The organism is Enterobacter cloacae complex sp., assembly GCF_900322725.1.
GTDB classification, from domain to species: domain Bacteria; phylum Pseudomonadota; class Gammaproteobacteria; order Enterobacterales; family Enterobacteriaceae; genus Enterobacter; species Enterobacter quasihormaechei.
The window spans coordinates 3668371-3682146 of the sequence record NZ_LT991957.1 but is presented as its reverse complement, the minus strand read 5'-3'; the positions used below and the strand labels follow the sequence as shown (position 1 = coordinate 3682146).

10 protein-coding genes are annotated in these 13776 nt (G+C 58.5%); 7 read left to right on the top strand and 3 right to left on the bottom strand.

The window, feature by feature from the left end:
• Window positions 1-64: 64 nt before the first annotated feature.
• Window positions 65-2005 (bottom strand): macrolide ABC transporter ATP-binding protein/permease MacB, encoded by a 1941-nt coding sequence (gene macB, locus DBR02_RS18120; RefSeq protein WP_102750845.1) that lies wholly within the window; start codon window positions 2003-2005, stop codon window positions 65-67.
• Window positions 2002-3117: a macrolide transporter subunit MacA gene (macA, locus tag DBR02_RS18115; RefSeq protein WP_063449191.1), complete on the bottom strand. Its 1116-nt coding sequence runs from the start codon at window positions 3115-3117 to the stop codon at window positions 2002-2004. Before macA ends, macB begins: the two co-directional genes overlap by 4 nt.
• A gap of 159 nt (window positions 3118-3276) precedes the next feature.
• Between macA and DBR02_RS18110 the strand changes: the two genes are divergently transcribed.
• Entirely contained in the window at window positions 3277-4233 is a 957-nt protein-coding gene (locus DBR02_RS18110; RefSeq protein ID WP_063449192.1) for a VirK/YbjX family protein, read from the top strand.
• Here the strand turns inward: DBR02_RS18110 and DBR02_RS18105 are convergent.
• Complete coding sequence (locus DBR02_RS18105) at window positions 4230-5888, bottom strand: ATP-dependent endonuclease (RefSeq protein WP_107535040.1); 1659 nt, start codon at window positions 5886-5888, stop codon at window positions 4230-4232. The genes DBR02_RS18110 and DBR02_RS18105 overlap by 4 nt on opposite strands.
• 290 nt (window positions 5889-6178) lie before the next feature.
• Between DBR02_RS18105 and aqpZ the strand changes: the two genes are divergently transcribed.
• From aqpZ to ltaE, 6 genes are all read left to right on the top strand, one after another.
• Window positions 6179-6874, top strand: coding sequence for an aquaporin Z (aqpZ, locus tag DBR02_RS18100; RefSeq protein ID WP_107535669.1), 696 nt, complete (start codon window positions 6179-6181; stop codon window positions 6872-6874).
• A 175-nt stretch (window positions 6875-7049) separates the two neighbouring features.
• Window positions 7050-7949: a lysine exporter LysO family protein gene (locus DBR02_RS18095; protein WP_107535039.1), complete on the top strand. Its 900-nt coding sequence runs from the start codon at window positions 7050-7052 to the stop codon at window positions 7947-7949.
• Window positions 7950-8093: 144 nt separating this feature from the next.
• The gene (gene hcp / locus DBR02_RS18090) at window positions 8094-9746 is read left to right on the top strand and encodes a hydroxylamine reductase (protein ID WP_107535038.1); all 1653 of its coding nucleotides are present in this window, start codon (window positions 8094-8096) and stop codon (window positions 9744-9746) included.
• 10 nt (window positions 9747-9756) lie between these two features.
• Window positions 9757-10725, top strand: a complete 969-nt coding sequence (gene hcr, locus DBR02_RS18085) for an NADH oxidoreductase (protein ID WP_107535037.1) — start codon at window positions 9757-9759, stop codon at window positions 10723-10725.
• Between the two features lie 294 nt (window positions 10726-11019).
• A complete protein-coding gene (gene poxB / locus DBR02_RS18080) occupies window positions 11020-12738 on the top strand; it encodes a ubiquinone-dependent pyruvate dehydrogenase (RefSeq protein ID WP_107535036.1) in 1719 nt (572 codons plus the stop codon).
• A gap of 38 nt (window positions 12739-12776) precedes the next feature.
• Complete coding sequence (gene ltaE, locus DBR02_RS18075) at window positions 12777-13775, top strand: low-specificity L-threonine aldolase (RefSeq protein ID WP_107535035.1); 999 nt, start codon at window positions 12777-12779, stop codon at window positions 13773-13775.
• The last annotated feature ends 1 nt before the right edge of the window (window position 13776 follow it).

The following is a 13776-nucleotide window of genomic DNA, read 5'->3' as shown; positions in this document are numbered from 1 at the left end:
GATTCATTGTGTACACCCCGCAGGCAAAATGCCAGCCCGATCGGCTGGCATTTTTATTTTCGGGTTATTCTCGCGCCAGCGCGTCCACCGGATCCAGCCGCGCCGCGTTTCGCGCCGGCAGCCAGCCGAACAGAATACCGGTGAAGGTGGAACATAAAAACGCCGTCAGGATCGCCATCGGCGAGAAGCCAATCTCCCAGCCCGGTAAGAAGAGCTGGAGCGCAAAGGCGATCATCATCGAGAGCGCAATGCCCATCGCACCGCCCACCAGGCAGACCAGCACCGCTTCAATCAAAAACTGCTGAAGCACGTCGCTGGCTCTGGCCCCGACCGCCATGCGGATGCCAATCTCCCGCGTACGCTCCGTCACCGACACCAGCATAATGTTCATCACCCCGATCCCGCCGACGACCAGCGAAATCACCGCCACCAGCGTCAGGAACAGCTGAAGAGTACGTGTGGTCTTTTCCGCCGTTTTCAAGAGGCCGTCCATGTTCCAGGTGAAGAAATCCTTCTTCCCGTGGCGCAGGGTTAACAGCCGCTCCAGCTGCTGTTCCGCCAACGCGCTGTCGTAGCCCTCCTTCACCCGCACGGTGATGGAGTTGAGCCAGGACTGCCCCATAATGCGCCCGGAAATGGTGCTGTACGGCAGCCAGACGCGCAGGATCTTGCTGCTGCCAAACATCGACTGCTTCTCCTCCGCCACGCCAATCACCGTGGCAGGCATGTTGCCGACCAGTATCACCTCGCCCACTACATTCGTTTTATTAGGGAAAAGTTGCCTGCGCGAGTTGGCATCCAGCACCACCACCTGCGCCCTGCCCGCCAGCTGTTCGGCGTTAAAGGTCGCCCCTTCGCTGAAGGTCATGCCGTAGACGTTGAAGTAATCTCCGCTGACGCCGTTAGCGCTGGCCGCCACGTCGATGTTGCCGTAGCGCAGACGCAGATTTTGCGAGACGGCAGGCGTGGCGGAATTGACCCACGGCTGCTTCTGGATGGCCGCCAGATCGTCATACTTCAGCGCCTGCTGATACTGCGGCTCGTCGTCGCCAAAATCTTTGCCAGGATAGACGTCGATGGTGTTGGTCCCGATGGCGCGAATATCCGCCAGCACCAGCTGTTTCGCCGCATCGCCCACCACCACAATCGACACCACCGAGGCAATACCGATGATGATGCCGAGCATGGTCAGCAGGGTACGCATTTTATTGGCCGCCATCGCCAGCCAGGCCATGGTCAGCGCCTCGCGAAAGCCGCTGGAGAACTGTCCCCAGCCGCCAGACGCGGGCAAGGCTTCCTTCGGCGCGGCCGCTCTGGACTGACGCGGCGGCGGGTTGCTGACAAGCTCCCCGTCGCGGATCTCAATGATCCGTTCGGCCTGTGCCGCCACCTGCGGATCGTGGGTGACGATAATCACCGTGTGCCCCTGATCGCGAAGCTGGTGGAGGATCGCCATCACCTCTTCACCGGAATGGCTGTCGAGCGCCCCGGTTGGCTCATCGGCGAGGATCACCTGTCCGCCGTTCATCAGCGCGCGGGCAATGCTCACGCGCTGCTGCTGACCGCCGGAAAGCTGCGAGGGCTGATAATCCACCCGCTCCGCCAGCCCAAGACGCGTTAACAGCGCCTTTGCACGCTCAAGGCGTTTTTTCCGCTCCACGCCCGCATACACCGCCGGCACTTCCACGTTCTGCGCCGCGCTCAGGTGTGAAAGCAGATGGTAGCGCTGGAAGATAAAGCCAAAATGCTCGCGGCGCAGCTTCGCCAGCGCGTCGCCGTCCAGGGTGGACACGTCCGTGCCGGCCACGCGATAGGTGCCGCCGGTGGGTTTATCCAGACAGCCGAGAATGTTCATCAGCGTTGATTTACCCGAGCCCGACGCCCCGACAATCGCCACCATTTCTCCGGCTTCCACGCGCAGGGAGATGCCCTTCAACACCTCCACCGGCCCGTCGCCGGACGGGTAGCTGCGGCGAATGTCATTCAGCTCAAGCAGCGCCGTCATTGCGCGGCTCCGGGCAGGCTTTCGCTGGTGACCACTTCCTCACCCGCTTCCAGCCCTTTCACCACCACCACGTCGGTATCGTTACGCGCGCCAATCACCACTTCCCGCTCGCGGGTTTCGCCGTTGCGCAGCACTTTCACCTTGTAGCGGTTATCTCCGGCGGATTCGCCCAGCGCGGAGAGCGGAACCGTCAGTACGTTTTTCACGCCGGTCAGCTGAATATGCACCTGAGCGGTCATGTCCAGACGCAGCACGCCCTGCGGGTTTGGCACTTCAAAACGCGCATAGTAGAAGATGGCGTCGTTTACCTTTTCCGGCGTCGGCAGGATATCTTTCAGCACGCCCTCATAGCGGGTTTGCGGATCGCCCAGCACCGTAAACCAGGCTTTCTGCCCCGGCTTAAGGTGAATGACGTCCGCTTCGGACACCTGAGCTTTCACCAGCATGGTGCTCATGTCTGCCAGGGTCAGGATGTTCGGCGCCTGTTGCGCGGCGATAACCGTCTGGCCTTGCAGGGTGGTGATCTGCGTCACTTCTCCAGCCATGGGCGCAACGATTTGCGTGTAATCAAGGTTGGTTTTCGCCGTATCCAGCGAGGCCTGATTCCGCTTAATCTGCGCATCGATGGTGCCAATCTGCGCCTGCTTCACCGCCAGCTCCGTGGCGGCAGTGTCCAGATCCTGTTTCGAGATGGCCTGCGTTTTCGCCAGCGCCTGCTGGCGCGTCAGGGTGACCTGGGCAAGATTACGCTCCGCCTGAGCCTGAGCGCGCTGCGCGCGCAGCTCCATCAGCGTCGCTTCCACTTCGCGGATCTGGTTTTGCGCCTGCTCAGGATCGATCACCCCCAGCAGCTGGCCTTTTTTAACCTTATCGCCAATCTCAACTGACAGGGTTTTAAGCTGGCCGCTGACCTGCGCGCCCACGTCAACTTTACGCAGAGCATCCAGTTTCCCCGTCGCCAGCACGTTCTGTTGCAGCTCGCCCGGACGGACAATCAGCGTTTGATACTGCGGTACCGGCGCGTTCAGCACCTTCCATAACCAGAATCCGCCCGCCAGCACCACTACCGCCAGCAGCAGAAACAGCTTTCTGCGTTTTCCCTTCAGGTTCATAAATATTCCAAATAGTTGTTCTGGCTACCATCAACGTTGATTTTATCTAAACCACTCCTCAACGAAACCCCCGATCCCCGTAATCGTCGGGAATTGTTTACCCGATGTTGATAAAGCGCCTGCTGAAATAGCGACATTCCACCAGAAGCAGGATCTAACATGTCTTCCATCGTCGATACACCCTATTCAACGCTGCCCCAGCCAAAATCAGGCTGGCAACTGTTCAAAAGCCTGGCATCGGGTTCCCTCACGCCGGGGCTGGCGTGGCAAAACCCGGCCTATCGACGTAAGTTTATGTTGCGCTCGCTGGCAACGCCTCTGACCACTGCGCGCCTGCTCGCGAACCTTGCGAAACAGCCCCGTCTGATGCAGCTCCTGCGCGTGCAGCCAGGCCTGCCGTGCCGCCTGCACCGACCGTGGCTGACCGTCAATATGGACCGTCAGCATACGCTGGAGGCGCTGAACGATCACTATCAGATGATGAACCGCCATCTTCCGGCGTCGCTGCTGAACGGCTACCTCTCCAGCCAGGGCATCACGCTGGTGACGTTAACGGGCAAAGAGGAGCAGCAGTTTAGCATTCGCCTGAGCGCGGATGCGTTTCTGGATAAAGAAGGGGAAGCGACCCTTACGTTTTGCGACCACCAGAACACGGTGCTGGCCGAACTGACCTTTACGTTGTGCAAATATGAAGGCAAGACAACGCTGTTTATCGGCGGAATGCAGGGGGCGAAAGCGCATGTCCCGCACGAGCACATTCAGCTTGCGACAAAAGCCTGCCACGGACTGTTCCCAAAACGTCTGCTGGTGGAAGCGGTCATGACGCTGGCAGACGCTTTCCCGGTCGAGCAGATCCTCGCGGTGAGCAACGCCACCCACATCTACCGCAGCTGGCGCTATCGCAAGAAAAAAGAGGGAAAATTGCTTGCTGACTACGACAGCTTCTGGCGCTCTCTTGGCGGACAGCAGCAGGAGAATGGCCACTTTGCTCTGCCTTTAACCATGCCCCGTAAACCGATGGAAGAGATTGCGAGTAAAAAACGGGCCGAATACCGCCGCCGCTATGCCCTGCTTGATAGCCTGATCCAGCAGGTGTCGCAGGCGACCGCCCGCTAATCTGCCCTCCCGCGCGCCAGCCAGAGCACGCGGGAGAACATTTTACGCAGCAGGGTCGGCACCGACTCCACGCCCCGCCTGCCCGCTTCCGTCGCCACTTCAATGGCCAAATCCGGCTTCGATGACCGCTGGATGGCTTTGGCAATCACCCGACGCATATTCATGGGCACGTCTACCGGGATCATCGCCACGCGGTGAAAAACGTCGTCAAATCCCTGGCGGTACATGAAGTGCTCCATGTCCATCGCGGGCAGCGTGGTCAAATGCTCCCGCTCCTCTTCACGATCGTTATTGAGCAGGCTGCGCACGGTCGCCGCGTATTTTTTTCCCGCCTCATCGCCGTCTACCAGCACGTGCCACTCGATCCCCATCCGGCGTGCAAATTTGATCAGCGGCTTTAAGCCGGACTGGGCAAATTCAATCACCTTGATCCCCTCAGCATCAAAGTGGTGTCCGCACTGGCGAGCCAGCTCGTTTATCACCCAGGTTTCGGTTTCCCCTTCCACCAGCAGCCAGCAGCGGGCAAACAGGGAAGAGGCGCGGTTAAAACGGATATGAAACGCAATTCGACGGCCATCTTCGGCATTTAACCCGCCGGGCCCGAGCCGGTAGGCGGTAACGCGCGACGATTCACGCACCAGGCGGCAGACGTACTCTACCGGCGTCAGGGAGAGCAGCTCGCCGGAATTCGTGGTAGTGACACGCTGCAACGGCAGCAGATTCAGAAGATGCCATGCCACGGAAAGCATAATCGGGTGCAGTCGCGTTTCCGGATCTTCCACCAGCAGCAGCGGGCGCGCGTCCCGATCCAGACGCACCGTCCCTTTCGCCTGTAAAAGCGTGGAGAAAAGACCCAGCAGGATCACCCGATGCGTGCGTCCGCCGGGGCGGTCGATCATGCGGTTGATGATATCGAGATAGCGCCAGCTTCGTTGCTCATCGTGCGAGCGGCGGCGCATCAGGCGGTGGCGAGCCTGGCCCGTTCCCTGCTCGGAAAAGTAGTGCTCCAGTAATTGCACCATGGCAGAAAGCCCCTGGCGGATCTGGCCGTCGGTGAGGTTCTGCGGCCGCGAAACCAGTTCCCGGGCGAGAAAATCCAGCTCGCGGGCGGTCACCTCCACCTCTGGCATATTCGGCACGGTGCCGTTACGGATCCGCCGCATAAAGCGCGCGTCACGTAAGCGCAGCACGGGAGACAGGCGGATCAGATGCCGGGCAAGATCGTCAATCTGTTCGAGCGGGATCGGATTTCCCTTCTCATCAAGAAATTCACGCAGGGTTAATACCCCGTCGTTTTGCGCCATTTCGCCCTCAAGGCGATAGAAAATACGGTGGAAACCGTCTTCACAGGGCACCCAGCAGGGGGACATCGGACGAAAACGGCGCACGCGATGGCGACCGGGCTCGGATTCGCGGAAGGTCAGAATGATATGCAGATGTTTTTCTCGTCCGTTGACATCCCCCGGCGGAAACCAGAAGTCGTCATGAACGAAGTGGTACAAGTTCTCTTCGGGCGAAAGCAGCAGCGTCAGGGCATCCAGCAGGCTGGATTTACCCCAGGCATTCTCGCCTATCAGGACGTTGTTCTGTTCCAGCTGTAGTGACAGGCGGTTAATCCCGCGGAACCCGACAATCTCCACACGTTCGAGTAGCATACATCCCCCGCATTTCGGCCACTTTTTCCTTCACGTTATCAGCAGTATAGCGGCAGGCTATGTGTCACGACAGCAGAATATATGCCCGGATAATCATTGGGCCATGCGCGGTTCCCTCCGTTCTGAACAAGGAATGACATCACATTGCCTTAAATCAAATTTAGTGAATTTATTTGAGTGGCGAAGGAAAGTTGATGGTTTCAAAATACTGGCTCTTTGCGTCGTCATCCCTTTATGACGATATAAACCGCGCGCAGGGCTGCGTGCGGAGGTTTATTTTTGAGGTGGTTATGTTCAGAAAATTAGCGGCAGAATGTTTTGGTACATTCTGGCTGGTATTGGGTGGTTGCGGTAGCGCAGTACTGGCAGCCGCATTTCCGGAATTAGGTATTGGATTTGTCGGCGTTGCGCTGGCATTCGGTTTAACGGTATTAACCATGGCCTTCGCCGTGGGGCATATTTCCGGGGGACATTTCAACCCGGCCGTTACGTTAGGCTTATGGGCGGGCGGACGTTTCCCGGCGAAAGACATTATTGGCTATATTATTGCTCAGGTTATTGGCGGTATTATTGCCGCGGCGGTGTTGTATGTAATTGCCAGCGGTAAAGCGGGCTTTGACGCAGCGGCCAGCGGTTTTGCCTCGAACGGTTTCGGCGAACACTCTCCGGGCGGCTACTCAATGCTGTCTGCCATCGTGATTGAAATTGTCCTCACCGCAGGCTTCCTGCTGGTGATCCACGGCGCGACGGACAAACATGCGCCTGCCGGCTTCGCCCCTATCGCGATTGGCCTGGCGCTGACGCTGATCCACCTGATCTCCATTCCGGTGACCAACACCTCCGTAAACCCGGCGCGCAGTACCGCGGTGGCCATTTTCCAGGGCGGCTGGGCGCTTGAGCAGCTGTGGCTGTTCTGGGTGATGCCGATCGTCGGCGGTATTCTGGGCGGTGTGCTGTACCGCACCCTGCTGGAAAAACGCGATTAATTAAGTGCGGCCTGTAATGTCGGGTGGCGCTAAAGCTTACCCGACCTACGTGAGTGTGCACTTTGTAGGCCGGGTAAGGCGTAGCCGCCACCCGGCTTTTTTGTAGCTTTACCTTACAGCCTTTATTGGGTAGTGTCTCTGGCGCTTAACAGACACATAAAAGGACCGGCTGTTCATGTTCTCAGGACTCCTCATCATTCTTCTGCCCCTGATTGTGGGCTACCTTATTCCGCTGCGTCATGAATCGGCCTTAAAGCTCATTAATCGTTTTCTCAGCTGGATTGTTTACGTCATTCTTTTCTTTATGGGGATCAGCCTGGCCTTCCTGGATAATCTGGCGACAAATTTACTTGCCATCCTGCATTATTCTGCGGTCACGGTCGTGGTTATTTTGCTGTGCAATATTGCCGCGCTACTGTGGCTGGAACGCACTATTCCCTGGAAAAATCACCACCATCAGGAAAAGCTTCCCTCCCGAATTGCGATGGCGCTGGAATCATTAAAGCTGTGCGGCGTTGTGGTGCTCGGTTTTTTACTGGGGCTGACCGGCTGGGCATTTTTACAGCACGCAACGGAAGCCAGCGAATATACGCTGATTTTCCTGCTGTTCCTGATTGGTATTCAGCTGCGCAATAACGGCATGACGCTGAAACAGATTGTCCTTAACCGCCGGGGAATGATTGTTGCCGTTATCGTTGTGATCAGCTCAATGGCAGGGGGCGTGATTAACGCCTTTATTCTCGACCTGCCGCTGAAAACCAGCCTGGCAATGGCATCCGGGTTTGGCTGGTATTCTCTCTCCGGTATTTTGCTGACCGAATCGTTTGGCCCGGTGATTGGCAGCGCCGCCTTCTTTAACGATCTGGCGCGCGAGCTGATAGCCATCATGCTGATCCCCGGTCTGGTACGCCGCAGCCGCTCTACCGCGCTGGGCCTGTGTGGCGCCACCTCGATGGACTTTACCCTGCCGGTGCTACAGCGCTCGGGGGGGCTGGAGATGGTCCCTGCCGCCATCGTACACGGCTTTATTCTGAGCCTGCTGGTGCCCATTCTGATGGCGTTTTTCTCAGCCTGATACTGCTTTGGCGGTAGTGACCCTGCCGCCAAAATTGCGCTAAATCAATAACCCTCCACTTAGTACAAGAAAGCACTTTTCTCTGCTGTGGCACAGGCATAACCTTAAACATGTATCTCAAATATAACTTTAACAGGTGTGATTATGTTTTGTGTGCAATGTGAACAAACCATCCGTACCCCGGCAGGCAACGGCTGCTCTTACGCGCAGGGTATGTGCGGTAAAACCGCAGAAACGTCCGATCTTCAGGATCTGCTGATTGCGGCGCTACAAGGCTTGTCCGCCTGGGCCTTCAAGGCCCGTGAATATGGCATTGTCGATCACTATGTCGACAGCTTTGCGCCGCGCGCATTTTTCTCCACGCTGACCAACGTTAACTTCGATTCTCCACGTATTGTGGGCTATGCCCGCGAAGCGATTGCCCTGCGTGAAGCTCTGAAAGCGCAGTGCCTGAATGCCGATGCCAGTGCCCGCGTGGACAACCCAATGGCGGAGCTTCAGCTGGTGAGCGACGACCTGGGCGAGCTACAGCGCCAGGCCGCAGAATTTACCCCCAATAAGGACAAAGCGGCGATTGGCGAGAACATCCTCGGCCTGCGTCTGCTGTGCCTGTACGGCCTGAAAGGTGCAGCGGCCTATATGGAACACGCGCACGTGCTCGGTCAGTACGACAACGATATCTACGCCCAGTACCACAAAATCATGGCGTGGCTCGGCACCTGGCCTTCCGACATGAATGCCCTGCTCGAATGCGCAATGGAAATCGGCCAGATGAACTTCAAGGTCATGAGCATTCTGGATGCCGGTGAAACCAGCACCTACGGCCACCCAACCCCGACGCAGGTCAACGTCAAAGCGACCGAAGGCAAATGCATCCTGATCTCCGGCCACGACCTGAAAGATCTCTACAACCTGCTGAAGCAGACCGAAGGCACCGGGGTTAACGTCTATACCCACGGCGAAATGCTGCCCGCCCACGGCTACCCGGAACTGCGCAAATTCAGTCATCTGGTGGGTAACTACGGCAGCGGCTGGCAGAATCAGCAGGTAGAGTTCGCCCGCTTCCCTGGCCCTATCGTGATGACCTCTAACTGCATCATCGACCCTACCGTGGGCGCGTATGATGACCGCATCTGGACCCGCAGCATCGTCGGCTGGCCGGGCGTGAGCCACCTTGAAGGCGATGATTTCGGTCCGGTTATCGCCCAGGCGCAGCAGATGGCGGGCTTCCCGTACAGTGAAATCGAACATCTGATCACCGTCGGCTTTGGCCGCGAAACGCTGCTGGGTGCGGCAGATTCTCTGATTGACCTCGTCAGCCGTGAAAAACTGCGTCACATTTTCCTGATCGGCGGCTGTGACGGCGCGCGCGGCGAACGTAACTACTTCACCGATTTCGCCACCCGCGTGCCGGATGACTGTCTGATCCTGACCCTGGCCTGCGGTAAGTACCGCTTCAACAAGCTGGACTTCGGCAACATTGAAGGTCTGCCGCGCCTGGTGGATGCCGGCCAGTGTAACGATGCTTACTCAGCCATCATTCTGGCGGTCACGCTGGCAGAGAAGCTGGGCTGCGGCGTGAACGATCTGCCGCTGTCGCTGGTGCTCTCCTGGTTCGAGCAGAAAGCGATCGTCATCCTGCTGACCCTGCTTTCTCTCGGCGTGACCAACATCGTCACCGGGCCTACCGCGCCAGGCTTCCTGACGCCGGACCTGCTGGCCATCCTGAACGAGAAATTTGGTCTGCGTTCCGTGACCAATGTTGAAGATGATATGAAACAGCTGCTGAGCGCGTAAGGAGTAATTCATGACCATGCCAACCTCACAATGTCCGTGGCGGATGCAGGTACATCACATCCATCAGGAGACGCCGGATGTGTGGACGCTGTCGCTGCTGTGCCATGACTACTACCCGTACCGCGCAGGTCAGTATGCGCTGGTCAGCGTCCGCAATTCGGCGGACACCCTGCGCGCCTACACGATCTCCTCAACGCCGGGCGTGAGCGAATACATTACGCTCACCGTCCGCCGTATTGATGACGGTGCAGGCTCCCAGTGGCTGACCCGTGACGTGAAGCGCGGAGATTATCTCTGGCTGTCTGACGCGCAGGGCGAGTTCACCTGTGACGATAAGACGGAAGATAAATTCCTGCTGCTGGCGGCGGGCTGTGGCGTGACGCCAATTATGTCGATGCGTCGCTGGCTGGCGAAATACCGTCCGCAGGCCGACGTGCAGGCGATCTTCAGCGTGCGCTCCCCGGAAGATGTGATTTTTGCCGAAGAATGGCGCAACTATCCGGTGACGCTGGTTGCGGAGAACAATGCCACGCACGGGTTTATCGCGGGCCGCCTGAGCCGCGAATTGCTGCAAAGCGTGCCGGACATTGCGAACCGTACCGTGATGACCTGCGGCCCGGCGCCGTACATGGAGAGTGTGGAGAAAGAAGTGAAAGCGCTGGGCGTGACCCGCTTCTTCAAAGAGCAGTTCTTCACGCCCGTGGCGGAAGCGGCAACCAGCGGGATGAAGTTCACGAAGCTGCAACCGGCGCAGACCTTCTTTGGCCGCGTGGGCACCACGCTGCTTGAAGCGCTGGAAAGCAACAACGTGCCGGTAGCGGCAGCCTGCCGCGCTGGGGTGTGCGGATGCTGCAAGACCAAAGTGGTTTCCGGTGAGTACACCGTCACCAGCACCATGACGCTGACCGACGCGGAAATTGCAGAAGGTTACGTGCTGGCATGCTCGTGTCACCCGCAGGGGGATTTGGTGCTTGCATAAACGGTAACCGTTAACGCCACCGGGCTTTTAGCCGGTCCAGCTCATCTGTCTCTGTAACCCTTGTAGGCCCGGTAAGCGTCAGCGCCACCGGGCTTTTTTGCCGGGTGGCACTGCGTTTACCCGGCCTACGTTGGGCCTGCCGCCTGTAAGGCAAGTCGTAACAAGAGTTTGCCGGGTTCGCCACACGCATTCCATTGCCGTGAAAGCCATCGTTAAATGAAGGTTGTTGCACAGGCAATACAGTCACTTTCTTCTAAGCTTGTAAGCGATATCACATAAAGGAGAAGGACAACCATGAAACAAACCGTGGCTGCATACATAGCGAAAACCCTTGAGCAGGCTGGCGTAAAGCGTATCTGGGGCGTCACCGGCGATTCGCTGAACGGACTCAGCGACAGCCTTAACAAGATGAAGACCATTGAATGGATGCCCACCCGCCATGAAGAGGTCGCCGCCTTTGCCGCGGGAGCCGAAGCGCAGCTCACGGGCGAACTCGCCGTCTGTGCCGGCTCCTGCGGGCCAGGAAACCTTCACCTTATCAACGGTCTTTTCGACTGTCACCGCAACCATGTGCCGGTGCTGGCGATTGCCGCACACATTCCATCATCCGAAATCGGCAGCGGCTATTTTCAGGAGACGCATCCCCAGGAGCTGTTCCGTGAATGCAGCCACTACTGCGAACTGGTCTCCTCGCCGGAGCAGATCCCGCAGGTGCTGGCGATAGCCATGCGTAAGGCGGTCCTGAATCGTGGGGTTTCTGTGGTCGTCCTGCCGGGCGACGTGGCGCTGAAGGCCGCACCTGAAACCGCCACCACCCACTGGTACTCGGCGCCGCAGCCGACCGTCACCCCCGCTGAAGAAGAGCTGAAAAAGCTGGCGCAGCTGCTGCGATACTCCAGCAATATCGCCCTGATGTGCGGCAGCGGCTGTGCCGGTGCGCATAATGAGCTTGTGGAATTTGCCGCTAAGCTGAAGGCGCCAATCGTCCACGCCCTGCGCGGGAAAGAGCACGTTGAGTACGATAACCCGTACGACGTCGGCATGACCGGGCTGATCGGTTTTTCCAGCGGCTTCCATACCATGATGAACGCCGACACGCTGATCCTGCTCGGCACCCAGTTCCCGTACCGCGCGTTCTACCCGACGGACGCCAAAATTATTCAGATCGACATCAACCCTGGCAGTATCGGCGCGCACAGCAAGGTGGATATGGCGCTTATCGGCGATATTAAATCCACCCTCGCCGCCCTTCTGCCGCTGCTGGAAGAGAAAACGGACCGCAAATTCCTCGATAAAGCCCTGAGCGATTATCGCGATGCGCGCAAGGGGCTGGACGACCTCGCCAAACCGAGCGAAAAAGCCATTCACCCGCAGTATCTGGCGCAGCAGATCAGTCACTTCGCCGACGACGATGCCATTTTCACCTGCGACGTGGGTACACCCACCGTCTGGGCCGCACGCTATCTGAAGATGAACGGTAAGCGTCGCCTGCTTGGCTCGTTCAACCACGGCTCGATGGCGAACGCCATGCCGCAGGCCCTGGGCGCAAAAGCGACGGCACCTGAACGTCAGGTGGTAGCGATGTGCGGCGACGGCGGCTTCAGCATGCTGATGGGGGATTTCCTGTCGGTGGCGCAGATGAAGCTTCCGCTGAAAATCGTGGTCTTTAACAACAGCGTGCTGGGCTTTGTGGCGATGGAGATGAAGGCCGGAGGCTACCTCACGGACGGTACCGACCTACACGATACCAATTTCGCCCGCATTGCCGAAGCCTGCGGCATCACCGGCATTCGGGTGGAGAAAGCCTCAGAGGTGGACGATGCCCTGCAACGCGCCTTCTCCATCGACGGCCCGGTGCTGGTGGATGTGGTGGTGGCCAAAGAAGAGCTGGCGATCCCGCCGCAAATCAAGCTGGAACAGGCCAAAGGTTTCAGCCTCTACATGCTGCGCGCTATCATCAGCGGGCGCGGTGACGAGGTGATCGAACTGGCAAAAACCAACTGGCTCAGGTAAAACATTTCACATGACCTCTTAAAGTAAAGGGATGTGAAATGATTGATTTACGTAGTGATACCGTTACCCGCCCGGGTCGCGCCATGCTCGAAGAGATGATGGCCGCCCCGGTCGGGGACGACGTCTACGGCGATGACCCGACGGTCAACGAACTGCAACGCTATGCCGCCGAACTTGGCGGCAAAGAGGCCGCTCTCTTCCTGCCCACCGGCACCCAGGCTAACCTGGTGGCGCTGCTCAGCCACTGCGAGCGCGGGGAAGAGTATATTGTCGGCCAGGGCGCGCATAACTACCTGTACGAAGCCGGCGGCGCGGCGGTGCTCGGCAGCATCCAGCCGCAGCCGATCGATGCCGCGCCGGACGGCTCGCTGCCGCTGGATAAGGTCGCGGCGAAAATCAAAGCCGACGATATTCACTTCGCCCGCACAAAGCTGCTCAGTCTGGAAAATACCCACAACGGCAAGGTCCTGCCGCGCGAAAACCTGAAAGCAGCGTGGGAATTCACTCGCGAGCGCAACCTCGGCCTGCACGTGGACGGCGCGCGCATCTTTAACGCCGTGGTGGAGTATGGCTGCGAGCTGAAGGACATCACCCAATATTGCGACTCCTTCACCATCTGCCTCTCAAAAGGGCTGGGTACGCCGGTGGGTTCGCTGCTGGTCGGCAGCGCAGACTACATCAAGCGCGCCAACCGCTGGCGCAAAATGACCGGCGGCGGAATGCGTCAGGCGGGTATCCTGGCGGCTGCCGGACTGTACGCGCTGAAAAATAACGTGGCGCGCCTGAAGGACGATCACGACAATGCTGCGTGGATGGCGGCACAGCTGAGCGAGATCGGCGCTGACGTGATGCGTCACGACACCAACATGCTGTTTGTCCGCGTCGGCGATGAACACGCTGCGCTGGGCGAATTTATGAAAGCGCGCGGCGTGCTGATCAACGCCTCCCCGGTCGTGCGTCTGGTGATGCATCTTGACGTTAACCGCGAACAGTTAACAGACGTGGTGAAACACTGGCAGGCGTTTTTACAGCGTTAAG